Origin of the sequence: Actinobacillus ureae ATCC 25976 (genome assembly GCF_000188255.1) — a bacterium.
In the GTDB taxonomy this organism is placed as follows: Bacteria; Pseudomonadota; Gammaproteobacteria; order Enterobacterales; family Pasteurellaceae; genus Actinobacillus; species Actinobacillus ureae.
This window is the reverse complement of record NZ_GL831080.1, coordinates 407699-431853: the sequence shown is the minus strand read 5'-3', so window position 1 is coordinate 431853 and position 24155 is coordinate 407699. Positions and strand designations below refer to the sequence as shown.

Annotated in this window: 29 protein-coding genes; 13 read left to right on the top strand and 16 right to left on the bottom strand. The window is 39.7% G+C overall.

The genetic code is table 11. The annotated features are described in order from the left end of the window. Window positions 1–66: 66 nt before the first annotated feature. The 8 genes from gnd to nudE all read right to left on the bottom strand — a co-directional run bounded on the left by gnd (window position 67) and on the right by nudE (window position 8008). Complete coding sequence (gene gnd / locus HMPREF0027_RS02200; RefSeq protein WP_044024405.1) at window positions 67–1521, bottom strand: decarboxylating NADP(+)-dependent phosphogluconate dehydrogenase; 1455 nt, start codon at window positions 1519–1521, stop codon at window positions 67–69. A gap of 313 nt (window positions 1522–1834) precedes the next feature. Then, a complete protein-coding gene (locus HMPREF0027_RS02195; protein ID WP_005621839.1) occupies window positions 1835–2368 on the bottom strand; it encodes a hypothetical protein in 534 nt (177 codons plus the stop codon). A gap of 51 nt (window positions 2369–2419) precedes the next feature. After that, a complete protein-coding gene (locus tag HMPREF0027_RS02190; RefSeq protein ID WP_005621836.1) occupies window positions 2420–2722 on the bottom strand; it encodes a hypothetical protein in 303 nt (100 codons plus the stop codon). A 20-nt stretch (window positions 2723–2742) separates the two neighbouring features. Next, a complete protein-coding gene (locus tag HMPREF0027_RS02185) occupies window positions 2743–4068 on the bottom strand; it encodes an MFS transporter (protein ID WP_005621833.1) in 1326 nt (441 codons plus the stop codon). A 131-nt stretch (window positions 4069–4199) separates the two neighbouring features. Then, window positions 4200–4898: a 6-phosphogluconolactonase gene (gene pgl / locus HMPREF0027_RS02180; protein ID WP_005621830.1), complete on the bottom strand. Its 699-nt coding sequence runs from the start codon at window positions 4896–4898 to the stop codon at window positions 4200–4202. Between the two features lie 170 nt (window positions 4899–5068). After that, window positions 5069–6556: a glucose-6-phosphate dehydrogenase gene (zwf, locus tag HMPREF0027_RS02175; RefSeq protein ID WP_044024223.1), complete on the bottom strand. Its 1488-nt coding sequence runs from the start codon at window positions 6554–6556 to the stop codon at window positions 5069–5071. 72 nt (window positions 6557–6628) lie between these two features. Then, on the bottom strand, window positions 6629–7441 hold the full coding sequence (gene cysQ / locus HMPREF0027_RS02170; protein ID WP_005621824.1) for a 3'(2'),5'-bisphosphate nucleotidase CysQ: 813 nt from the start codon (window positions 7439–7441) through the stop codon (window positions 6629–6631). 12 nt (window positions 7442–7453) lie between these two features. Then, the gene (gene nudE, locus HMPREF0027_RS02165; protein WP_044024222.1) at window positions 7454–8008 is read right to left on the bottom strand and encodes an ADP compounds hydrolase NudE; all 555 of its coding nucleotides are present in this window, start codon (window positions 8006–8008) and stop codon (window positions 7454–7456) included. Window positions 8009–8173: 165 nt separating this feature from the next. Between nudE and hslR the strand changes: the two genes are divergently transcribed. Together hslR and hslO are read left to right on the top strand one after the other, a co-directional pair. Further along, window positions 8174–8581 carry a ribosome-associated heat shock protein Hsp15 gene (gene hslR / locus HMPREF0027_RS02160; protein WP_005621817.1) on the top strand — a complete coding sequence of 136 codons (408 nt, stop codon included), beginning with the start codon at window positions 8174–8176 and terminating at the stop codon, window positions 8579–8581. A 129-nt stretch (window positions 8582–8710) separates the two neighbouring features. Beyond that, window positions 8711–9601, top strand: coding sequence for an Hsp33 family molecular chaperone HslO (gene hslO, locus HMPREF0027_RS02155; RefSeq protein ID WP_005621814.1), 891 nt, complete (start codon window positions 8711–8713; stop codon window positions 9599–9601). A gap of 130 nt (window positions 9602–9731) precedes the next feature. On the opposite strand, the gene HMPREF0027_RS02150 is transcribed toward hslO, so the two are convergent. After that, window positions 9732–9929, bottom strand: coding sequence for a hypothetical protein (locus HMPREF0027_RS02150; protein WP_044024221.1), 198 nt, complete (start codon window positions 9927–9929; stop codon window positions 9732–9734). Window positions 9930–10074: 145 nt separating this feature from the next. Here HMPREF0027_RS02150 and HMPREF0027_RS02145 point away from each other — a divergent pair, with 145 nt between their 5' ends. After that, window positions 10075–10623 carry a hypothetical protein gene (locus tag HMPREF0027_RS02145; RefSeq protein ID WP_005621811.1) on the top strand — a complete coding sequence of 183 codons (549 nt, stop codon included), beginning with the start codon at window positions 10075–10077 and terminating at the stop codon, window positions 10621–10623. 28 nt (window positions 10624–10651) lie between these two features. Beyond that, complete coding sequence (locus tag HMPREF0027_RS12345; RefSeq protein ID WP_005621808.1) at window positions 10652–10798, top strand: hypothetical protein; 147 nt, start codon at window positions 10652–10654, stop codon at window positions 10796–10798. Window positions 10799–10900: 102 nt separating this feature from the next. Here the strand turns inward: HMPREF0027_RS12345 and plsY are convergent, their stop codons facing one another. Continuing rightward, window positions 10901–11506 carry a glycerol-3-phosphate 1-O-acyltransferase PlsY gene (gene plsY, locus HMPREF0027_RS02140; protein WP_005621806.1) on the bottom strand — a complete coding sequence of 202 codons (606 nt, stop codon included), beginning with the start codon at window positions 11504–11506 and terminating at the stop codon, window positions 10901–10903. 85 nt (window positions 11507–11591) lie between these two features. Here plsY and folB point away from each other — a divergent pair, with 85 nt between their 5' ends. Genes folB through cdd form a run of 3 tightly spaced genes read left to right on the top strand, consistent with a single transcriptional unit; the run spans window position 11592 to window position 13756 of the window. Beyond that, window positions 11592–11954 (top strand): dihydroneopterin aldolase, encoded by a 363-nt coding sequence (gene folB, locus HMPREF0027_RS02135; protein WP_005621803.1) that lies wholly within the window; start codon window positions 11592–11594, stop codon window positions 11952–11954. Further along, window positions 11944–12861, top strand: coding sequence for a DMT family transporter (locus tag HMPREF0027_RS02130; protein ID WP_005621800.1), 918 nt, complete (start codon window positions 11944–11946; stop codon window positions 12859–12861). The genes folB and HMPREF0027_RS02130 overlap by 11 nt, the downstream gene beginning before the upstream one ends. Window position 12862: 1 nt before the next feature. Then, window positions 12863–13756: a cytidine deaminase gene (gene cdd, locus HMPREF0027_RS02125; RefSeq protein WP_005621797.1), complete on the top strand. Its 894-nt coding sequence runs from the start codon at window positions 12863–12865 to the stop codon at window positions 13754–13756. A 95-nt stretch (window positions 13757–13851) separates the two neighbouring features. Here cdd and HMPREF0027_RS02120 read toward each other — a convergent pair whose 3' ends face one another. The 6 genes from HMPREF0027_RS02120 to HMPREF0027_RS02095 all read right to left on the bottom strand — a co-directional run bounded on the left by HMPREF0027_RS02120 (window position 13852) and on the right by HMPREF0027_RS02095 (window position 17947). After that, on the bottom strand, window positions 13852–14778 hold the full coding sequence (locus tag HMPREF0027_RS02120) for a DMT family transporter (RefSeq protein WP_005621794.1): 927 nt from the start codon (window positions 14776–14778) through the stop codon (window positions 13852–13854). 11 nt (window positions 14779–14789) lie between these two features. Next, the gene (locus HMPREF0027_RS02115) at window positions 14790–15767 is read right to left on the bottom strand and encodes a DMT family transporter (RefSeq protein WP_005621791.1); all 978 of its coding nucleotides are present in this window, start codon (window positions 15765–15767) and stop codon (window positions 14790–14792) included. 36 nt (window positions 15768–15803) lie between these two features. Continuing rightward, the gene (gene rpmA / locus HMPREF0027_RS02110) at window positions 15804–16061 is read right to left on the bottom strand and encodes a 50S ribosomal protein L27 (RefSeq protein ID WP_005621788.1); all 258 of its coding nucleotides are present in this window, start codon (window positions 16059–16061) and stop codon (window positions 15804–15806) included. A gap of 20 nt (window positions 16062–16081) precedes the next feature. After that, a complete protein-coding gene (gene rplU, locus HMPREF0027_RS02105) occupies window positions 16082–16393 on the bottom strand; it encodes a 50S ribosomal protein L21 (protein ID WP_005618624.1) in 312 nt (103 codons plus the stop codon). Window positions 16394–16760: 367 nt separating this feature from the next. Continuing rightward, entirely contained in the window at window positions 16761–17174 is a 414-nt protein-coding gene (locus HMPREF0027_RS02100; protein WP_005621785.1) for a DoxX family protein, read from the bottom strand. A 221-nt stretch (window positions 17175–17395) separates the two neighbouring features. After that, window positions 17396–17947, bottom strand: coding sequence for an NADPH-dependent FMN reductase (locus HMPREF0027_RS02095; protein WP_005621784.1), 552 nt, complete (start codon window positions 17945–17947; stop codon window positions 17396–17398). Between the two features lie 298 nt (window positions 17948–18245). On the opposite strand from HMPREF0027_RS02095, the gene ispB reads away from it, so the two are divergent. The 6 genes from ispB to mutM all read left to right on the top strand — a co-directional run bounded on the left by ispB (window position 18246) and on the right by mutM (window position 24103). Further along, window positions 18246–19241 carry an octaprenyl diphosphate synthase gene (gene ispB, locus HMPREF0027_RS02090; protein WP_005621782.1) on the top strand — a complete coding sequence of 332 codons (996 nt, stop codon included), beginning with the start codon at window positions 18246–18248 and terminating at the stop codon, window positions 19239–19241. A gap of 36 nt (window positions 19242–19277) precedes the next feature. Next, window positions 19278–20024 carry an epoxyqueuosine reductase QueH gene (locus tag HMPREF0027_RS02085; protein WP_005621781.1) on the top strand — a complete coding sequence of 249 codons (747 nt, stop codon included), beginning with the start codon at window positions 19278–19280 and terminating at the stop codon, window positions 20022–20024. Window positions 20025–20090: 66 nt separating this feature from the next. Then, entirely contained in the window at window positions 20091–21026 is a 936-nt protein-coding gene (gene fabD, locus HMPREF0027_RS02080) for an ACP S-malonyltransferase (RefSeq protein WP_005621779.1), read from the top strand. A gap of 50 nt (window positions 21027–21076) precedes the next feature. Next, window positions 21077–21802 (top strand): 3-oxoacyl-ACP reductase FabG, encoded by a 726-nt coding sequence (gene fabG / locus HMPREF0027_RS02075; protein ID WP_005621777.1) that lies wholly within the window; start codon window positions 21077–21079, stop codon window positions 21800–21802. Between the two features lie 134 nt (window positions 21803–21936). Beyond that, a complete protein-coding gene (gene brnQ, locus HMPREF0027_RS02070) occupies window positions 21937–23223 on the top strand; it encodes a branched-chain amino acid transport system II carrier protein (RefSeq protein WP_044024220.1) in 1287 nt (428 codons plus the stop codon). 58 nt (window positions 23224–23281) lie between these two features. Continuing rightward, complete coding sequence (mutM, locus tag HMPREF0027_RS02065; RefSeq protein WP_005621773.1) at window positions 23282–24103, top strand: bifunctional DNA-formamidopyrimidine glycosylase/DNA-(apurinic or apyrimidinic site) lyase; 822 nt, start codon at window positions 23282–23284, stop codon at window positions 24101–24103. Window positions 24104–24155: the final 52 nt, after the last annotated feature.

Here is a 24155-nt window from a genome sequence, read left to right as displayed (position 1 = left end):
ACTACAGCCCCTAAATTTATTACCCGCTTTTTAGAAGCTTCACAGAGCAATTAGTTCAGAGATATCTTACACATCATAAGTGGTTGAAGCTGTATTACCGCCACGACCGGTCCAGTTAGTGTGGAAGAACTCGCCACGTGGTTTGTCGGTACGTTCATAAGTGTGCGCACCAAAGTAGTCACGCTGCGCTTGCAGTAAGTTTGCCGGCACACACTCTGAAGTATAACCGTCTAAGAAGGTGATCGCAGACGCCATACAAGGCATAGGAATACCCACTTCGATAGACTTCGCCACCACTTTACGCCAGTCTGTCATCGCATTTTCTAAAATACCTTTGAAGTAATCGTCAGAACCTAAGAATACTAAGTTTGGATTCGCTTCATACGCATCACGAATGTTACCTAAGAAACGGCTACGAATGATACAACCTTCACGCCATAAAAGTGCGGTTGCACCGTAGTTGATATCCCAACCAAAGTTTTCTGATGCTTCACGAATAAGCATAAAGCCTTGTGCGTAAGACATGATTTTTGAAGCAAGTAATGCTTTACGCACCGCTTCAATCCACACTTTTTTGTCGCCTTCAACTGGACTGATCGTTTTGCTGAATAATTTAGAAGCAGCCATACGTTGATCTTTGAATGAAGATACGCAACGAGCGAATACCGATTCCGTGATTAAGGTTAATGGAATACCGAAATCTAACGCATTGATCCCCGTCCATTTACCTGTACCTTTTTGACCTGCAGTATCTAATATTTTCTCTACTAACGGTGTGCCGTCTGTGTCTTTGTAGCCTAAGATATCGGTGGTGATGTCGATTAAGTAGCTATCTAATTCAGTTTTCTTCCACTCTTGGAAAATCGCTTGCATTTCATCGTAACTTAAACCTAAACCGTCTTTTAAGAATTGATAAGCTTCGCAAATTAGCTGCATATCACCGTATTCGATACCGTTGTGAACCATTTTCACAAAGTGACCAGCACCTTCTTTACCTACCCAGTCACAGCAAGGCTCGCCTTTGTCAGTTTTCGCTGAAATCGCTTGTAAAATCGGTTTAACGTGTTCCCACGCTTCAATGTTACCGCCTGGCATAATTGAAGGCCCGTGGCGTGCACCTTCTTCACCGCCCGAAACACCGGTACCGATAAAGCGAATACCTTTCGCCGCTAAATCTTTAACACGACGGTTTGAATCAGGGTAATTTGAGTTACCACCATCAATAATGATATCGCCTTCTTCTAAATGTGGAAGAAGCGCTTCAATAAATTGATCCACCACTTCACCAGCACGCACCATTAACATCACTTTACGCGGTTTTTCTAATTTCGCCGCTAAGTCTTCTAACGAATAAGCGCCGATAATATTCGTACCTTTCGCCGCGCCCCCTAAGAACTCATCCACTTTTGAAGTAGTACGGTTATACGCCACCACTTTAAAGCCATTGTCGTTCATATTTAAAATTAAGTTTTGACCCATTACCGCTAAACCGATAACGCCAATATCGCCTTTTACTGACATTGTTTTCTCCTGTTGGTTTTGATTCGTTACAAGCGGTCGAATTTGTAACATTTTTTGCAAAATTGACCGCTTGCTGATCCCCACACTACTAATGTATGGGGTTATAAATTGTGTGGTTGCTTTGCAACCAAGTTAATCTTTCATTTGTATTTGCCACAGCGTGGCAACACTATATATAACCTAGTACGTAAGTACTAGGTTAGCGCTCATGGCTCACGACCGTCTCCCAATGGAGATCTTTAAGCTATTATTTAAACGTATATCGGGAGACTCTCGCTATCAGAAAAAATCAATCTACTTATTACAGTGTTTTCTAGAATAAGGTAAACATAAAATTTGTATTTTTAATTTCTTGAGTAAAAATGAATCGTTCATCTAAGTCTAGATAATTCTTTCGAATCAGTTTAATTATATGTTCTCTAGAAACTTTACGATGAATTCCCATTAGCCATAAATTTCTTTCGCTAGGTAATTGTGTATCTCTAATTTTGTTATATTTTTCTAAATCTTTACACATATTCCTTATACAAGAAGCTGCCGCACTATTTTGCTTTATTCCTAAAGGAATAAAACTATGAGCACCTTTTTGTCGAATAATAAAATCTATTGAACATAATGTTTTCAATTTTTCTTTTTGTAAATCCATAAAACAACGTTCTTCTCGGTAAACTTCAGCAATGTTATCTAATGAAGCTAAGAAAATTAAAAGCTCTACTTGTAGCCAAATTTCCCACCCAGAAATATCTAAATTCTCAATATCATTTAGCTTTTCAATAATATTTTTTTCTTTAAAAAATCTAGAAAAACAACTAATCAAAAAATCATAATCTTTGGTTATCTTATACACTTTATGTACTTCATCGATGGTACGCGTCGGGAGACGCGCGCTATCTAAAAATTATTTACTAAAAATCTCCGCTAACTGATCTTTATCCAACACCACATTCCCATTCTCCAACACCACATTCCCATTCTCCAACACCACATTCCCATTCTCCAACACCAACGCTGGAATGCCGATATAACCGTTTTTCTTCACGTCATCAAAGGCTGAGTGGTTGTCGCGTAGTTTTAAAAATGCTTTTAAGCCTGTTGGGTTGCCGACCATATCTACTTTTTCGACATCAATATTTAAACGCTCTAATTCTGCAGAAAAGTTTGCAAATTCGACCAACTTAGAAATGCCTAGAGGTGGGAGCATTCCCACCTTAAATAATGAGTTTATACATTCGACTTCTTGAATGCTAGCGCCAACGTTGATAGTAACATTACACCTGCTACGGCGATATATAAATCTTGTTTCGCTAAGCCACCGTCAAGCAACATTCCTGCGACTGTCGGCGCAAGAATTGAACCTGCACGCCCTGCACCAATCGCCCAGCCTACACCGGTATTACGGATATTCGCATCATAAGTTGCCGGATTAATAGTATATAAACCGCTGATACAACCGTTCACTAACGCACCGACAACGACGCCCATTGCCATCGCCACACCGAGCGCTGAAGATGAAAGAATAAACACCACAATCGCAATTGCTGATAACACGGTAAATAGCATTAATACTGCTCTTGCCTGCCAACGGCTAGAAATTAAACCGTAGATTAATGAACCGCCGGTACCGCCAATCGAAATGGCCATTCCCACGTTGATACTATCTTCTACCGTCATTCCCGCTTCTTTGAGCAATGCTGGGGTCCACGAGCTAATAAAGTAGAAACTGAACATAATGGCAAAGAATGAAAGCCATAATAGTAATGTCGAGCGGCGATATTTATCACTAAACAGTTGTGAAATCGGTAGTTTGGCTTTTACCGCTTCTACTTTTGCCGGTAAATCCCATTCACCATTAAACCCAAAGCCGATTTTTGCTGCAATTTGATTTAAACGCGCTTTCGTATTTGCCGGTTGCTTGGTAGTTAAAAAATCGATCGATTCCGGTAACCAAATAAATAATACCGCCCACACTACCGCAGTCATTGCAACGCCGGCAAAATAAACCGTATGCCAGCTATAAGCCGCTTGTAATTCTTTTGCCATCATACCGCCGATCATCGCACCAATACCGAAACCCGCCGCATAAACACTAATGGCAAAACTACGCCATTTCTTTGAAGAATATTCGCTAGTAATCACATTGGTGCCGACTAAAATACCACCAACCCCTAAACCGGTGATCACACGTGAAAAACCAAGTACAAATGGCGTGCTCGCTAAACCTGAAATCAATAAACCAATCGCCGATAATGCCACTGAAAGTAACAATAACGGACGGCGACCGAATTTATCGGCAAGTGGCGCAAGGAAAAGCGAACCAATCGTCATACCGGCTAAACCGGCGCTGACTAACACACCAAATTCGGTTTTAGATAAACCGAACTCTTTAGAAATATTAGTTGCGGTAAAAGCAATCGCTAATACATCAAAGCCGTCTAAAAAGTTCATCACGGCAGCCATGATTACGATTGCCCATTGATATGCGCTCATTGGGCTGTTATCAATCGCGTGCCTTAAATTATTTGTATGTTGTTGTGTGTGAATCGTCATAGGAATTCCTTATTAAAGATTTTCATTTAATTGGAATCCTAAATGAAACAATCACAAAAAACAATGCAAATCTGCAATACCCGCATTGAAAAATATTAAGCCTTATTATGAATTTCATTATAATCTATAAGCTATAATAATTTTGCCGCCTCTTGGTCTAAATACCATTCGGTCACACCATTTTTCGCTTTAATACGAGCCGCCGGATACGGTAGTTTTTCTGCTTCAGTTTCGTAAATTTCTTTTAAGACTTCCACTTTTACTGCACCTGTTACCAAGTAAGTAATACGTTTCGCTTGCTCAAGCAATTTAGCGGTTTTTGAAATACGAATTTGACCGCTTTCAGGATGTTTAGCAATAACCGCCACATTCGGGTCATTAAAATCAGTTTGATGAGGGAAAAGTGAAGCGGTATGACCGTCATTCCCCATGCCGAGAATGATCCAATCAAAAGCTAAATCAGGCACACAAGCGGTCAATTCTTGTGAAAATCTTGCAAGTTCTTGTTCTACCGGCTCCTCGCCACGAATACGGTGAATATTTTGTTGAGGAATTTGAATATGATCGAAGAGTAACTTTTGCACTTCACCATAATTACTTTCAGGATCCGTTGGTAACACCATGCGATCATCACCCCACCAAAAATGTAGATTTTGCCATTGGATTGCCGTATTAAATGGTGCTTGCGCTAATGTTTTAAACAATAATTTCGGGGTTGAACCGCCGGATAATGAAATATGTACCGGACGGTTTAATTGGCTGTATAACGCAAATTCTTGTGCAATTTTTTCCACCGCTTGCTGAGCGGATGGGAAGGTGATGTAATTCATTTTATCTCCATTGTTTTTTCCCCTCGCCCGTTTACGGGAGAGGGAGGAGAAAATCCGTAGGATTTTCGGAGGGAGAGGGCTATGTTACTATTTTTCCCCTCTCCCTGATAAAAATTGTCTTACGCAATTTTATCTATCTCTCGCTCACAAACGGACGAGAGTATCATTTTTTATACTTTTTTCTTCATCATACCTGATGGTTTACGCCATACTTTACCGTGTTTCGCAATAAGTTTATCCGCTTCGGTCGGCCCCCAAGTACCCGCTTCGTACTCATAAATTCTGCCTCTCTCCGCTTTATAATCTAAAATCGGCTGCACAAATTTCCAACAAGCGTGTACCGCATCAGTACGAGCGAATAAAGTTGCATCGCCTTTTAACGCATCTAATAATAAACGCTCATAAGCGGTTAATAAGCTTGATGCCGAACTTAAATCCGAATAACGGAAGTCCATTGAAACTTCTTTCGCATCAAAGCCTGCGCCCGGTTTTTTCAAGCCGAAGCGCATTGAGATACCTTCATCAGGCTGCACACGAATAATTAGTTTATTCTCCGGTGCATTTTGGCTGAATACCGGATGTGGTGTCGTTTTAAAATGAATCACTACTTCCGTGACACGCACCGGCAAACGTTTGCCTGTACGCACATAAAAAGGAACGCCCGCCCAACGCCAGTTATCGATCTCGCATTTAAGCGCCATATAAGTTTCAGTATTTGAATCCGCCGGTACACCTTTCTCTTCTAAGTAGCCGGCAACCATTTGATCATCCACTTCACCTTTCACATACTGACCTAGCACCACGTTATTTTTCACATCTTCAGCAGTTAACGGATGTAAACAATGCAACACTTTCGCCACTTCATCACGCATTGAATCAGCATTAATAATTGCCGGTGGCTCCATCGCAACCATGGCTAATACTTGTAACAAGTGGTTTTGGAACATATCACGCATTGCGCCAGAACCGTCGTAATAACCGCCACGCTCTTCCACGCCAATTGCTTCCGCACCGGTAATTTCCACGTAATCAATGAAATTACGGTTCCATAAAGGCTCGAATAAACCGTTTGAAAAACGAAGTACAAGTAAATTTTGAACCGTTTCTTTACCTAAATAGTGGTCAATACGATAGATTTGATGTTCTTCAAAGTAATGATGGATTTTTTCATCTAATTCTTTAGCAGTTTTAATGTCATAACCGAACGGTTTTTCCACGATGATACGCTTCCAGCCGAATTCTTCGGTGGTCAAGCCGTGAGCTGCTAAACATTCCGGAATAACGCCATATAAACTTGGCGGTGTAGAAAGGTAATAAAGCGTGTTACCGCAGCTACCGTATTTATCGTGTAGCTCATCTAAACGAGGTAATAACTTCGCATAATCTACCGCATCAGAAGTGTTAACCGCTTGATAATAAAGGTGAGTACAGAAATCGTCTAACGATTGCCCTTCTGCTTTTTCAGATTTGATTAAGGCATCACGCATTTTACTGCGGAAAGAATCGTCCGTAAGCTCAGAACGAGCTACACCTAATACCGAGAAATGCTCCCCGAGTCGACCAATTTTAAATAAGTTATAAAGCGCAGGGATTAATTTACGAAAGGTTAAATCACCTGATGCGCCAAAAATAACAATACAACTATTTTCGATATTCATTTTTATATTATTCCCGAATTCGTGAGTCATTTAACTAATATGTAACATTTTTACTGATGTTGCAAATAGCTATTACGAATTAAATTGAAAGATTTTTTCCCAATTCAACTGTTTATCCGCCACCATCACAAAATGAGGGTTTACAAAAGTCGGACGTTGATTATAAGTTAACGGCTCAAAATTCAAATCAAAAATTTTACCGCCAACCTCTGCCAATAAAACTTCTGCTACGGCAGTATCCCATTCGCCGGTATCACCAAATCGTGCATAACAATCTACTTTTCCTTCGGCAATCAAACCGGCTTTTAAGCTGCTTGAGCCATACTGCAAAATTTCCGCTTGATAAGATGAATTGACAGAATTTAATACTTTACTTTGTGCCGATGCCCCCATTGCAATCTTTAAACAGTTGCTGCAGAGCAAACCTTGATGCCCAACAAGCGGTCGAATTTCATCATTTTCTTGCAAAAATGCACCGTTTCCTGCCATGGTAAAATATGTTTTTGCTAGAATTGGTGCATGAATCACACCTAACACCGGGCGATTATGTTGCACCAAGCCGATCACCACAGAAAATTGATCAGTTCGATCAATAAATTGTTGTGTACCGTCTAGCGGATCAATAATCCAATATTCTTGCCACGACAGGCGTTCTTCCAATGGAATATTGCAATTTTCTTCCGATAAAATTGGCACGTTCGGCGTGAGTTGGCGCAATTTTTCCGTGATAAATTGGCTAATAAACAGATCCGCTTCGGTTACCGGGGTATGATCCGCTTTAATCTTAATTTCGACCGAATGCTGATAAAAACGTTTAAGGTGTTCCCCAGCTTCTAATGCAATTTGTTTGACTGATTGTAAAAGCGTTGAATTTAATAACTGCATGCTAAAATTTCCCTATTTTTGACCGCTTGTCAGATACTCTCTTAACATAAAAAGGGCGGCTAGATTTCGTGATTCCGCAAAATTTGGATCAGCAAGTAACTCATCTATTTTTGCCAAAGGCACTCTTACCACTTCTAACGGTTCCGGCTCATCGCCTTCTAATTTGGACAGATAAAGATCTTGTGCAATAAATACGTGCATCAGCCCAAACATATGACTCGGGCCAGTATAAAGCGAGCGTAAAAATTCAATTCGTTTTGCACCGAAACCGATCTCTTCTTGTAATTCTCTATTTGCACTTATGATGGGTTCTTCGCCCTGATCAACAATCCCTTTCGGAAACCCTAATTCATAGCGCTCGGAAGCAACCGCATATTCTTTAACAAAAATCAGTTCTTGGTTTTGAATCGGAATCACCATTACGGAAGAACGGCGTTGCGGCGTGAGACGCTCAAAAGTGCGCTCTTCACCATTTGAAAAACGCAAATCGACCGCCTGAACCTCAAAAATTCGAGTTTTCGCAATTGTTTCAACGTTCAAAATTTTAGGAAGTTGTTGAGTCTGCATGCTTTGCTCCCACATCAAAATGATGTCATTAAGATACCACATTTACCGAAAATTATTTGTTCTTTTTTATGACATTGTTATCATAATACATTCTGAATTTGAATGTGTGTTTACGGGAAATTATCCACGAATTGCCTATAAAAAATGCACTTAACGAGAAGTCAAATGAAACAACCAACATCAAAAGAAGATAATGAAGTTCGCCTCGATAAATGGTTATGGGTGGCACGTTTTTATAAAACACGTTCGATTGCTAAAGCAATGATTGAAGGTGGAAAAGTGCATTATAACGGGCAACGGGCGAAAACCAGTAAAACGGTAGAAGTCGGCGCAACAATTAAACTGCGCCAAGGTAATGATGAAAAAGAAGTGATTGTTACCGCACTCAGTGACCAACGTCGAGGTGCGCCGGAAGCCCAATTACTTTATCAAGAAACCGAAAAAAGCATTAAGCAACGTGAAGCGATTGCCTTTGCTCGCAAAGCAAATGCGCTTTCGATGCCACATCCAGATCGCCGACCGAATAAAAAAGAGCGCCGTGATCTGGTAAAATTTAAAGATCAAATATTGTAATTTATAAATTGAACCCCATATTAACGACAAATTTATGGCGCACGTTTTACGTGTGCCTTCTTTTATTTTAACAAGCGGTCAAATTTGCAAATTTTTTTGCAAATCCTACCGCTTTTACTAGGAAAAACCATGAGTTATACAAAAGACGACGACAAACTTTATCGCTATTTATTCCAAAACCGCGCTGTACGTGGCGAATGGGTTCGTTTAAACGATACCTTTACCGAAACGCTGAATACCCACCAATATCCGAAAGTAGTACAAAATTTATTAGGTGAAATGTTGGTCGCAACCAGCCTACTCACCGCAATTATGAAATTTGAAGGGACGATTACCGTGCAAATTCAAGGTGACGGTCCGCTCAAATTAGCGGTGGTAAACGGTAATGAACAGCAACAATTACGCGCATTAGCTCGCACGCAAGCGGAAATTGCTGACAATGCAACCTTAAGCGAAATGATTGGTAACGGCGTGTTAGTTATTTCTATTATGCCGAATGATGGCGAACGTTACCAAGGTGTGATTGCCTTAGATAAACCAACCATTCGTGAATGTTTAGAAGATTATTTTATTCGTTCAGAGCAGCTTCAAACCCATTTAGTAATTCGCACCGGCGAATATGAAGGCAAAGCGGTAGCTAGCGGTCTATTATTACAAATTATGCCGGACGGTACCGGTACACCGGAAGACTTCGAGCATTTAATGACGCTTGCCGAAACGGTTAAAGACGAAGAATTATTCGGCTTAGAAGCAGAAGAACTTTTATTCCGTTTATATCACGAAGAACAAGTTGAAGTTTATCCGCCACAAGAGACCAAATTCCATTGCGGCTGTTCTCGAGAGCGTTCAGGCAATGCGATTCTATTGTTGCCAATGGAAGAAATTGATGAAATGCTTGCCGAAAAAAATGGCGTAATTGATATGCAATGCAAGTGCTGCGGCACCCAATATTTCTTTGATAAAAATGCCATTATGGAATTTAAAGAAGAAGCGGACAAATTGAACAAGTTAAATTTATAGATCAAAATCCATAACAATAAGCGATTGAATTTAAAGATTTTTTTACAAATTTAACCGCTTTTTTGTAAGCATTATTGCGGCTAAAATTTGACTAACATAGAATCTCCGTGGGAATTATCCCAGTCTATAATTATAAGGAGATCACTATGATCAACACATTTACTAAACACACCGCATCAACACATATCGTTGATAATGTTTTAGCAAAATATGCACACATATACCCTAATATTTCGAAATTGATGTCAGCCTCTCGAGCTGAAACGACATTCGAACCGAATTTAGAATTACACCCTTCCGCCTTATCCGCATCCTCCAAACCGTCCATTCCAGCCAATTCATTATTTTTTCTTAGTTTTCCTTCCAATTAAAAAGGGGCAATGCATAGCAATTCCCCTGTTTTCAATATTCCGACCACTTAATTTCATTTATTTCAACCAAATCCCTATTTGTTTTTTATTTTCTTGGTTTTGATGGTTGGGTACAATAGTGATACATCAAATGTTGTTACCAAACATAAAACGGATTCTTATATCATTAGTGGTGAATTTGTAGATAAATTCCTTGGCCGTTATGATGGAACAACCTCTTTTGACTTTAAAAAAGGTCAGCTATCCGGATTACATGCTTTATCTAGCTTCTTTGAAAAAGATGCTCAGCTAAAAGAAGAATTCTCTCAAGGCTATCGTATGGATTATCATTATTCAAACGATGATAGAGATCAGGACGGCTTAACCGATGTGATGGAAAAACGTATCGGCAGTGATATCAATAATGCGGGTACGGATAATGACGGTTATGCAGATGGGCTTGAAATTCACTTAGGCTCAGATGCGCTTGCGTCAAATATTATTCCAACTCTGACTGAAAACGGTATCCAGATCGTTGATCTCAATACAAATGGTAACAGCACCACATATAGTATTGATACAGAACAGCCTATGGCATTAATGGCTGAATATCGAGAAGTTGATAATAGAAAACGAAGCTGTCGAATCCAGTTTATTCACAACAGAGCTTGAACAACCTCTTGAAGCAGAAGAACTTAGCTTGCCAAGCGAATTAAGTGAGACTGATGATAGCTTAGAAGCAGCTAACTTCGCTGCAAATGACAGTGAATTTAGCTATGAAACTGCTCTTGATGCGGGCTTTGCTGCAAATCTTGAAGCGCCACAATATGAAGCAGTAGTAATATAAACTTGAACAAGTTAATTAAAACTGTTCAATAAAACAAGCGGTCAAATTTCTCTTCAACAAAGTATTTGTTAAAAATTTAAAAAATTCGACCGCTTGACTTAGCTACTCTTTACCGACTTTCAGCTTATCCCATATTCTTTCTTCTTGCCCTCGCCATAAACGCTGAATATTATCGTGATGACGATATACCAACAAGCAACATACTAATGCAACAGGGAAAGTAAATTCTGGTCTAAACCACCAGATATAAAATGGTACAACTAATGCCGTAACCACTGCACTTAACGAAGAAAAACCAAATAGTAAAAATACAATTAACCAGCTACATAAAGCAGCACCGGCGACAACCGTACTCATTGGCAATAGTGCTCCAAATGCAGTCGCTGCGCCTTTGCCACCTCGAAACTGAAAAAACACCGGAAAAATATGTCCTAAACAAGCCGCTAAAGCAATAAAACCTATTTCTGAAGGTTCCAATCCTAGCTGAAAAGCACATAGTACCGGTAAACTGCCTTTCAAAATATCAAAGAGCAGCACTCCTAGTGCCGAAATTCTTCCTCCGATACGAAGCACATTTGTCGCCCCCGAGTTATGAGATCCACACTCTCGCGGATCAGGTAGCCCAGAGAGCCGGCAGAAAATAATGGCGCTAGAAATAGAGCCAAATATATAGGCTGCTATAATCAATAAATAGGCGGTGATACTCATAATTTTTCCTTTAATTTCTAGGGGCTACTTCGCTTGTGTGCTATATTTTCGTAAATGTTATCATAAACAAATAAGGAAAACTAAAATGGCTGATAAAGTTTTTATCCATGAACTTACCGGTTTCGCTTCCATCGGAGCTTATGATTGGGAGCATACAATTAAGCAGCGTTTGATATTCAACATTGAGATGGAATGGGATTTCACACAAGCAGCAAAAACTGATGATGTGCAATACTGCTTAAATTATGCGGAAGTTTCAGAAAAGGTATTACAATTTGTAGAATCAAAACCTTTTAAATTAGTCGAAACCGTAGCTCACCAAATTGCCGATCTCTTGCAACAAACTTACAACATTCAAGCACTTAGAATCGAACTACATAAACCTAAAGCCGTTGCACAAGCGAGCAGCGTAGGAGTTATCGTAGAACGAGGTCGTCATGCAAGCTAATATTCGTCTTGGCTATACCAGCTTAATTCTGGCGACAGCTTTCTGGGGAGGTAATTTCGTTTTAGGGAAATTACTGAGTAATGTGATAGAGCCGATTACTCTGACTTATCTGCGCTGGTTTCCTGCTTTAATCATCTTAGCTTGCTTATTTTATCGTCCTACAGTAAAAGCGCTGCCGGTAATCGAAACGTCAAAAACACTCATTTGGAGCCTTGGTATGTTAGGCGTTGTACTATTTCCGGCAACATTATATCAAGGCTTAAAATCTACCTCTGCCTTGAATGCCGGTCTCTATCTTGCCGTTGTACCGGTTTTAGTACTATTTTTAAACTTACTCTTTTTTAAAGAAAAAATTAAACTGATTATTTTCAGTGGTGCTCTGTTAAGTTTAGTCGGTGTTACTTGGCTCTTAAGCCAAGGAAATTTAACTCGTCTGGCACAATTAGAAATCAATCGAGGCGATTTATGGACTATCGCATCTGCCGTGAGTTGGGCCATTTATTGCTGCATTATCCGCCAACGCCCTAGCGGGATTAGCAATACAGCATTCTTAACGGCACTGGTCGGCTTAGCTGTGTTGACCTTAACGCCTCTTTTTCTCTATGAGTTTTGGCAAATATCTGCAAAAACACTACAAAATTTAACCACTTATCAGTGGTTGGGCGTTGCTTATTTAGTGCTAGGTCCGTCTATACTTTCTTATGCATTTTGGAATTATGGCATTGCCATTATCGGTTCAGCCAAAGCAGCAGTAATGACCAATTTCACACCTTTGTTTGCCGTATTATTCAGCATTTTGTTGTTAAATGAAGCAATCTATTCATTTCATATCATTAGTGCGATCTTGATCACAGCCGGCGTACTGATTTGCGGGTATAATAATTCCCCGTCAAACAAAGGAGAATAAGATGGCTACTTTATTTGCACTCCAAGCACGACTTGAAAAGACGGTCTTGGAACACAACAATCCGATCACAACAACTATTGCGGATCAATTAAAAGCTCAACAATATCAAGCACGTTTTTCTGGCGCTCAAATTCAACAATGGTGCCAACAATTTGAGCTTTCTCCCATCGAACTAGCATTACATTGTTTACCGCTTGCTGCCTGTTATGCGCTCATCCCCGTATCTAACTTCTATGTCGGTGCGATTGCTATTGGTGAATCAGGTAATTTCTATTTTGGCGCAAACCAAGAGTTTTCATCAACTTCTATTCAACAAACCGTACATGCCGAACAAAGTGCCGTATCACACGCATGGCTAGCCGGTGAAAAGTCTATTCAAGATATGGTGGTCAACTACACCCCTTGTGGTCATTGCCGTCAATTTATGAATGAATTAAATTCAGCTAAGACATTAAAAATTCATTTACATCACAGCCAAAATAATTTATTACAAAACTATCTACCGGATTCTTTTGGACCAAAAGATTTGAATATTGAACAAGTTCTTTTCGATACTCAGCACCATACCTTTGAACTTACTGGAGATCCGCTTTCTCAAGCAGCTATTATTGCCGCCCAGCAATCTTATGCGCCGTATAGTCATGCAATGAGCGGAATTGCCTTAAAAGTAGGTGAACAAGTTATTACTGGTCGTTATGCGGAAAATGCGGCATTTAACCCAAGTTTCCTGCCACTACAAAGCGCATTAAACTATCGTTGCTTAAACGGTTTGCTGGATAAACCTATTACACGTATCGTGATGGCTGAAAAACAAGCGGTCCTCAGCCATCGACAAATGACGGAAGAACTGTCTCAAACACTACTCCGTCTAGATGTCGAATACATCGAACTATAGTTCAATAAGTAATAATAAAAAAGTGATGAGTATCCCACTACTCATCACTTTTTTCTTGGCCGATATATTGAAGAATATTACCGCTAACAAGCGGTCTATTTTTCTGATTTTTTTACCAATAGCTTATCCCCTACTGCGGCTAACATCGCTCCAATTACCACAATGAATGCACCAATATAGCTAACTAAATTCATATCCGGATTATCAAACGTATTTGGGAAAAAATAATGCCCGATAAAAGCAAAAATCATCGTGAAAACCGGAATCATTGTAGTAACTACACTCACCTTGGAAGTATCCCAATGGTTTAACGCCTCACCATAAGCACCATAACCAACTAAAGTATTACAACAACAATAAATAAAGCAGATTAAAGGGAAGCCTCTTAATTGTTCTAATTCGGTTGGTGTCGCAAGCGGCGCAAGTAATAAGCTACAACCAATATAAATAATCATTAAAACTTGTTGTGAACTTAGCTTTCTAAGCAATAATTTCTGTGCAATACCATATATAACCCAAATCGTACTTGCACCTGACCCCAGCAAAATTCCCCAAGCGTAAGTATCAAATTGCAGAATCTCATCAAAATGATCATTAAAGAATGCAATCAGACCAATAACTAACAATGCAAAGCCTATTTTTTGGAAAAATTTTAATTGCTCTTTAAAAAATAAAACACCACATAAAATCATAGTAAACGGCGCTAATTGCCATAGTACTTGATCTGTAGTTGGTGGAATATAGTTAAGTGCATCAGCAAATAATACAAAATTAATTGATAATCCAATAACACCTAAACACACCCAAACCCCATCTTTTAGCGTAAGTTTTGCTAATTTTGGTAAGCGGTGTGTCGCAAGTAAGAGTAACCCTAGCACTGCTACTGCAACCACGAAGCGACTCCACACCAATGTTTGTGCATCAACATATTTTAAAACTTGCTGTGCCATCATCGGTAACGCTCCCCATGTTGCCGTTGCGAGCAATGCAAGTGAAAATCCGAGTAAGGGTCTTTGTTGCATTCTTATTCCTATTATTTTTTGCGGAGTTGATTACGATAAAATAATTTATGTCCCACAGCAGAAAGCATAGCACCGGAAACTACCGTAATCGCCCCAATATAGCTTAATCCATTCAAGTCTGGAGCTTCAAATAGCTCTGGCGAAATTGCATGACTTAATGCAGTCAGCATAATAGTCAGGATCGGAATTTGCGTCATCATTAAACTTACCTTAGAAACTTCCCAGCGATTTAATGCTTCAGCATAACAACCATAAGCAATAACGGTGTTAATGCCACAGAATCCTAACCAGCCCCAAGCAGCTAAATCTAATTTAGCTAATTCTCCCATATGTGCAAAAGGCGTAAAGACTAAGGTACAACCAAAATAAATCAATAACAAAATTTGTTGCGAACTAAAATGCGCCAACATGATTTTTTGCGACAAACTATAGCCAATCCAAATCAAACTTGCACAAATACCAAGTAATACACCGTATGCATAACTGTTCATCGCGATTAAGTCGGCAAAACGGTTATTAAAAAACATCACCAAACCGCTAACCACCAACACAAAACCAATTTTTTGATGGATACCGATTGTTTCTTTAAACAATACAACCCCCAATGCAATCATCACAAAAGAAGAAAGCGGACTAAGAACTTGACTGGTTGCAGCCGGAATATAATTTAAGGCGAGATTAAATAGGAAGAAGTTGCAAGACAATCCAATGACCCCGATTAACCACAACCTGTGATATTGGCGAAAGAAAGCGGTCAAATTTGGTAATTTTTTTGCAAAAGCAAGCATGGCGAAAACACCAAGCGTTGCGACTAAGAATCGAAACCAAACAATCGTTTGAGAATCAAGTGATTTTAGAACTTGTTTAATCGCAAGCGGTAGCATTCCCCACATCAGAATGGCTATCAAAGAAAATAAAAAGCCAAGCAAGGGTTGTTGTTTCATGGATTTTTTATAAGGTTGGAAAAAAGGTAAGAAAAAACCCCACATTCGTGGGGTTTTATTTCAAATCTACATTGAAATGAATTACTCAGCAACGATGCTTACGTATTTGCGATTTTTCTCGCCTTTCACTTCAAATTTAACTTTACCGTCAGCAGTTGCGAATAAAGTGTGGTCTTTACCCATGCCAACATTGCTACCAGCGTGGAATTTAGTACCACGTTGACGAACGATGATGCTACCTGCTAATACAGATTCCCCACCAAAACGTTTAACACCAAGGCGTTTAGCTTCAGAATCACGACCGTTACGAGTTGAACCACCAGCTTTTTTAGTTGCCATCTACTTGATCTCCTCTGAAATTATGCTTGAATCCCAGTGATTTTCACTTCTGTGAACCACTGACGATGACCTTGTTGTTTACGGCTGTGTTTACGACGACGGAACTTAACGATTTTAACTTTATCGCCACGACCTTGCGCTACAACTTCAGCCACTACTTTTGCGCCAGCAACTACTGGTGCACCAATTTTAACATCTTCACCGTTAACGACCATTAACACTGAGTCAAATTCAACTTTCTCACCAGTTGCGATTTCAAGTTTCTCTAAACGAACTACTTGACCTTCACTTACTCGGTGTTGTTTGCCGCCACTTTGGAAAACTGCGTACATATTTACTCCGCTAATTTGTGCCAATCGCTTTTGCTTAGGCACTCTTAAATTCATATAAAATAGGTTGTCAATTCTACGCAAAAACTATGCAAAGAGCAAGAACCATTTTCAGAAAAATGAAAAATTTCTGTGTTATCTTTTCTTATGTCCGATTTTAGGCATTAAAGAAAGTCATAAGCATTATTTTTGCCTGTTATTAACCTAAAAAAACCACGTGTTTTTTCGTTTTAATTCTATGAAATAGACGACAAAACCGCAGCTTTTACCCTCTCGATTTTTAGATAAAGCTATTATAACAAAAAAGCGGTCAAATTCTGCAAATTTTTTGCAAAAAATGACCGCTTAACTTTTTTATCGGCTAAAAGCCTTATTTGTTGAGGTTTTGGCGTTTATTATCTAATGCAAATGTGCCTGCACCGACAAACACTAATAAGAAGAATACCACCGAGTATAACAGCGCTAATTCACCCTGATTTACTAGAGGGAGCGCAATATTCTCCGCCGTTGCGTGCGTAAAGAAATATGCATATGCCATCATACCTGAAAGTAAAAAGGCAACTGGGCGAGTGAATAAGCCTAAAAGTAATAAAATACCACCACCGATTTCTAAAATACCGCTGATACCGTACATTGACATTAATGGTACTGCACCGTTACCGCCTGTCATCGATACGGGAAATTCAAAGAATTTTGCCGTACCGTGTAGTAAGAACATATAAGCTGCAACAATACGTAATAATGCTAATGCGTATGGCGTAAATTTTTCTAAGTTTGAGTTCATTTTTTGCTTTCCTTTAAATAATAAGACTGAACAATAGAGATACACATTTTATCTATTGAAAAATAGAAGATAAATAACCTTTTTGTTGATGGACTATTTCCAATTTTGAAACAATTAACAATAGTATAAACAACAAAAAAGCGGTTAAATTTCCGCAAAATTTTGCAAAAATTAAACCGCTTGATTAAGTAGTTGTAATATAGAAGTCTTATATGAATTGATTAGAATTTAGCGATAAAATCAGCATAGCCGTCAATAAAGCCTTTTAACATCCCTGCTACAGCTTCAGAAACAACCTCACCATTTTCGTTAAATACACCATTGAAAATTCCGCCAACATTCGCTGCAAATGGCGCAACTGGCATATTAATAAAAGTACCGGAAGCAATAACACGTAATTGATCCGCTGCTCTTACACCGCCAGACATTCCCGCTGCAACAGAAACGATACCGGCAGGTTTGCCAAGCCATTTGCTTTGACCCATCGGACGTGAACCCACATCGATTGCATTTTTAATCATTGCTGACATACCGCCGTTATGTTCTGGTGTAATCAGTAATACGCCATCAGCTTGTTCAATTGCATTACGCAAACGAGTGTATGCATCAGGGCTGTTCTCATCTAAATCACGATCATATAAAGGAAGATCCGCAATATTAACGAAATTTAATTGAATACTTGCCGGTGCAACACTTTTTAAGTGATTTGCAACTAACTGACTGATTGATGTTTTACTACCACTACCAACTAAAACTGCGATTTGTTTTGCCATAATTAATGTCCTAGATTCTAAAGATGAATGAAATTTTTGAATATCATTCTACAAAATAATTTTCCTTATGTTTAGATAGATCAAAGTTGATAGACTATTTACTCTGAGTAAACAATCTAAGCAATTTTCAGATTTTACCAAACTTCAAAAAAGAATATATCGTTAAAACATCAAGAGACTTATCCGCCGTTTTGTAAAAAAATTGATGAAATTGACCGCTTTTTTCGATTCTTTTTTGAAGCTTGTCAGATTTAAGGTAGAATTGCCGCCAAATTTTCACATTTAATATGAGAACGAAATGACAACGCTATTAACACTCGAGAAAATTCAAGCGCTTGCGAAGCAAGATATGCAAGCGGTAGATGCTGAGATTCTCGCTCAGCTTAACTCCGAAGTCGTTTTAATCAACCAATTAGGCCATTATATTATTGCCGGTGGTGGCAAACGTATTCGCCCATTAATTGCGGTACTTGCCGCTAACGCTTTAGGTTACCGTGGCGATAAACACGTTACTTGTGCGGCTTTTATTGAATTTGTCCATACCGCCACTTTATTGCATGATGATGTGGTTGATGAGTCGGATATGCGTCGAGGCCGAGCTACTGCCAACGCAACCTTCGGAAATGCAGCGAGCGTATTGGTTGGCGATTTCATTTACACGCGCTCATTCCAAATGATGACCAGTGTTGATTCGCTTGAAGTGTTAAAAGTGATGTCTGCTGCCACCAATGCGCTTGCCGAAGGTGAAGTCCAGCAGCTGATGAATGTGAATGATCCGAATACTACCGAAGCGAATTATATGCGTGTTATCTACAATAAAACCGCACGCCTATTTGAAGCGGCAACGCAATGTGTTGCCATTGTGGCTGGGGTAGAAAAATCGGTTGAAACGGCGTTGAAAGATTACGGTTGTTATCTCGGTACCGCATTCCAATTAATTGATGATATTTTAGATTACTCAGCAAAAGCGGAAAGCTTCGGCAAAAATGTCGGTGATGATTTCGTTGAAGGTAAACCGACTTTACCATTGCTGCACGCTATGCACGCCGCACAAGCGAAAGGTAACCAAGCTCAAGTGGATATGATTCGTTCAGCAATTGAAAATGGCGGGGAACGTGAACAAATTCCAGCTGTATTAGAAATTATGGCGGAACACCAATCACTTGATTATGCAATGGCCCGTGCTAAACAAGAAGCACAAAAAGCCGTTGATGCCCTTGCCGTATTACCGGAAAGCGAATACAAACAAGCGTTAATTTCTCTTGCTTATTTATCGGCCGATCGTTCGTATTAATAAGCGGTCAAATTTTGAGAATTTTTTACAACTTTTATGACAGAACAAAATCAACAACCTTTAGAACATAAACAAGCGTTGCAACAAAAGAAAAAGCTAACGCGTAAAGGCAAAGATCCGAACGCACCTTTTGTGCGTGAAAAATTAACGCTTCCGAGCGGACATAACAAATTATTGCTGCACTCTTGCTGTGCGCCTTGTTCCGGTGAAGTGATGGAAGCAATCCACTCATCAGGTATCGAATTTACTATCTATTTCTACAATCCGAACATTCATCCGATGAAAGAATATCTGATTCGTAAAGAGGAAAATATTCGCTTTGCCGAGAAATGGGGTATTCCGTTCATTGATTTCGATGATGATTACGAAAATGACCGCCGTGAATGGTTTAAAAAAGCGGAAGGAATGGAGTGGGAGCCGGAGCGTGGTATCCGCTGTACGATGTGCTTTGATATGCGTTTTGAGAAAGCGGCGGAATACGCACATAACAACGGTTTTCCGGTTTATACCAGCTGCTTAGGCATTTCACGCTGGAAAGATATGAACCAAATCAACGACTGCGGGCATCGTGCCGCCGCTAAATTTGATAATGTGGTTTATTGGGATTACAACTGGCGTAAAAACGGCGGTTCGCAGCGTATGATCGAAATCAGTAAACGTGAACGTTTCTATCAGCAAGAATACTGCGGTTGCGTCTATTCTTTACGCGATTCAAATAAATGGCGTTTAGAAACCGGTCGTCAGCGTATTGAAATAGGTAAACTTTATTATTCACCAGATTAAGCATTATTCATAACGGACGCACGCCGTGTGTCCTCAGTACCAAATTTATAAATAAGAGGAAAAAATATGTCAAATTTTGCAATGGTATTTCCAGGTCAAGGCTCACAAGCGGTCGGAATGTTAGTGGATCTTGCAACTACATACCCAATTGTTGAAGAAACCTTCAAACAAGCTTCTGATGTTTTAGGTTATGATCTTTGGGATTTAGTCCAAAACGGTACCGCAGAAGATTTAGGTCAAACACAACGTACCCAACCGGCACTTTTAGCATCATCGGTTGCGATCTATCGTGTGTGGCAACAAAAATACCCTGAATTAAAACCGTCTGTAATGGCAGGTCATAGCTTAGGTGAATACTCAGCATTAGTTTGTGCAGGTGTATTAGATTTCCAAGATGCAATCAAATTAGTGGAATTACGCGGCAATGCAATGCAACAAGCTGTACCGGCTGGTACAGGTGCAATGTATGCGATTATCGGCTTAGATAACCAAGCAATTATTAATGCTTGTGAACAAGCTCAAGCGGAAGTCGGTGAAATCGTTTCAGCAGTAAACTTCAATAGCCCAGGGCAAGTAGTGATTGCTGGTACAAAAGCGGCTGCAGAAAAAGCAGGGGAATTATGTAAAGCGGCAGGTGCAAAACGTGCATTACCATTAGCGGTAAGCGTGCCCTCTCACTGTGCATTAATGAAACCGGCTGCAGATAAATTAGCCGAAGCATTACAAAATATCACGTTAAACGTACCGGTTGTACCAGTTATTAACAATGTTGATGTTAGTGTAGAGACCGATGCTGAAGCAATTCGTAATGCATTAGTTCGCCAACTTTATAGCCCAGTTCGTTGGACTGAAACGGTAGAAAAAATGGCGAATGAAGGTGTTACAACGCTTTATGAAATCGGCCCAGGTAAAGTCTTAACCGGTTTAGCTGGTCGTATCGTAAAAGAGCTAAATGCCAAAGCAGTCAATGATGTAGCTTCATTAGAGGCTGTTTCAGCATAATGATTAACACCCCTCTTTGAAAAGAGGGGAACTTTTTATAGGAGAAAAAAATGCAAGGTAAAATCGCATTAGTTACGGGTGCAACTCGTGGTATTGGTAAAGCTATCGCAGAAGAATTAGCTGCAAAAGGTGCAACCGTGATTGGTACCGCAACATCGGAAAAAGGTGCGGAAAGTATTTCTGCATACTTAGGCGATAAAGGTAAAGGTTTAGTGTTAAACGTAACAGATGCAGACTCTATTGAAGCTGTATTGGCACAAATCAAAGCGGATTTCGGTGATGTTGATATTTTAGTAAACAATGCAGGTATCACTCGTGATGGTTTATTGATGCGTATGAAAGAAGATGATTGGTTCGACATTATCCAAACCAATTTAACTTCTGTTTATCGCTTATCTAAAGCAGTATTACGCCCGATGATGAAAAAAGGCGGCCGAATCATTACTATCGGTTCAGTTGTCGGCTCAATGGGTAACCCAGGTCAAACCAACTACTGTGCGGCAAAAGCCGGTTTAGTCGGTTTCTCGAAATCATTAGCGAAAGAAGTCGCTTCTCGTGGCATTACGGTAAACGTGGTTGCTCCAGGCTTTATCGCAACCGATATGACTGATGAATTAAACGAAGATCAAAAACAAGCGATCTTAAGTCAAATTCCAGCAGGTCAATTAGGTTCGGCGCAAGATATTGCGAAAGCAGTCGCATTTTTAGCAGGTGATGATGCAAAATACATCACCGGTGAAACTATCCATGTAAACGGCGGTTTATATATGAACTAACCGCTACAAGCGGTCTGTTTTTAACCGAGCTTTACTTTTTTCAGTAAAGTTCGGTTTTACTATTTTTCGGGCTTCCGTTTTTCTCTTTTGTGTTTGATATTTGTCTATAAACAAATTAAAAGTGTGGTATGTATATGACTAAAAATACATTTGTGGTCGGCTTTATGCTGTTTGCCATTTTCTTCGGGGCGGGTAACTTAATTTTCCCGCCGAAACTAGGTTTTGAAAGCGGTCCGGATTTCTGGCTTGCAATCACCGGTTTTGTCGTAACCGGTGTAGGATTACCTTTACTCGGTATTATTGTGAGTGCTTCTTATAAGGGGGGGTATAAAGCTGCTTTACAGCGTATTCATCCTTGGTTCTCTATCTGTTTCTTAGTTGCAATTTATTTAACTATTGGGCCTTTCTTTGCGATTCCGCGTACAGCGGCAACCGCTTACGAAATGGCAATTTTACCGTTTTTAGGCGAACAAACACCGATTTCGTTGCTTATTTTTACCTTAGTATATTTCACCTTAGCGATTTGGATTGGTTTAAATCCGTCAAAAATGGTGGAAAGAATCGGTTCTATTTTAACGCCTTTATTACTGATTACAATTCTAGCGCTTGTGATCAGTAGTTTCGTGTTATTGTCTGATAATCCATCAAGTACCAATGTAATGGCTGCTCCAATGGTAAATGGCATATTAGCTGGTTATAACACCATGGATGCTCTAGCTTCCGTGGCGTTCTCGGTTATTGTGATTAATGCAATTAAAAGCAAAGGGCTCTCTGACGAAAAAGCATTAAGTAAGCAAACCGCAATGGCTGGAGTCATTGCAGCAATCTTATTAGCATTAATTTATTTATCAATTGGCTGGATTGGCAATAAATTACCAATTTCTGCTGACATTGTTGCAGATTTAGCGGCAAAGAAACAGGATCTTGGTACTTATATTCTTAACGTTGCAGCAACCCAAGCTTTCGGCGATTTAGGTAGAACCTTGTTAGGGGCAATTGTTTCATTGGCATGTTTAACCACAGCAATCGGTCTGATTGTTTCAGTGAGTGGATACTTCAATGAAATTTTCCCGAAAATTTCTTATAAAACCTATGCCATTATCTGTACCCTAATTGGCTTTGGTTTAGCAAACCAAGGATTAAGTGCGGTAATCAGCAAATCAATCCCTGTTTTATTGGTGCTTTACCCAATTGCAATGTCAGTGATTTTCTTATTGTTATTGAATCTGTTTGTACAGCTTCCATTATTAGCATTACGTATTTCATTGATCTTAGTAACCATTGTTTCTATTCTTTCGGTTGCCGGCGTAAGTATTACTGAAAACTTACCGCTTAAAGCGTACTCAATGGAGTGGTTACCGTTTGCAGTAGGCGGATTATTGATTGGCACAATCCTAAGCCGTTTCGTAAGAGCGAAATAATGATATTGGGCAAGGTTATCCTTGCCCTTTGTTTATCTCAAATCTTTGGAGAAAATATATGCCTGAATTACCGGAAGTTGAAACCAGCTTACGAGGCGTGGAACCTTATTTACAAGGTAAAACGATTAAACAAATTGTGATTCGAACCAATAAATTGCGTTGGGCGATTTCCGATGAATTGCAACAAATGCAAGGCGCAAAAATCGTTTCATTATCTCGCCGTGCCAAATATTTAATTTTACATACCACACAAGGCGATATTTTGATTCACTTGGGAATGTCCGGCTCACTAAGTATTTTGCCGGAAAATCAACAAACGGCAGGCAAACACGATCATGTTGATCTCATCACACAAGACGGCACCATTCTACGTTATAACGATCCACGTAAATTCGGTTGTTGGCTGTGGACTCAAAATGCCGAACAACACGAACTTATTACTCGTCTAGGGCCAGAGCCGCTATTAGAAGCTTTTACTGCTAAGTATTTATTTGCACGAAGCCGTAACAAAACCGTGGCAGTCAAAAACTTTATTATGAATAACGATATCGTGGTGGGTGTAGGTAATATCTACGCTTGTGAATCACTGTTTATGGCAGGAATTCATCCGGAGCTTGCTACGCAAAATCTGACGGAAAAGCAATGCGAGCGCTTAGTGAAAGTGATTAAAGAAGTGCTGACTAAAGCGATTATTCAAGGCGGAACGACACTGAAAGATTTTATTCAACCAGACGGGAAACCAGGTTATTTCGCCCAAGTGCTGCAAGTTTACGGCCGCAAAGGCGAAGCTTGTAATGACTGCCGCACAGCGATTGAAGCCAAAGTTATCGGGCAGCGTAACAGTTATTTCTGTCCTCACTGCCAAGAGCTGCCTCGTTAGCTCATAGTAATCGTAAAAAAGCGGTCAAATTTGATCTGCCCCCCAAAAGTTA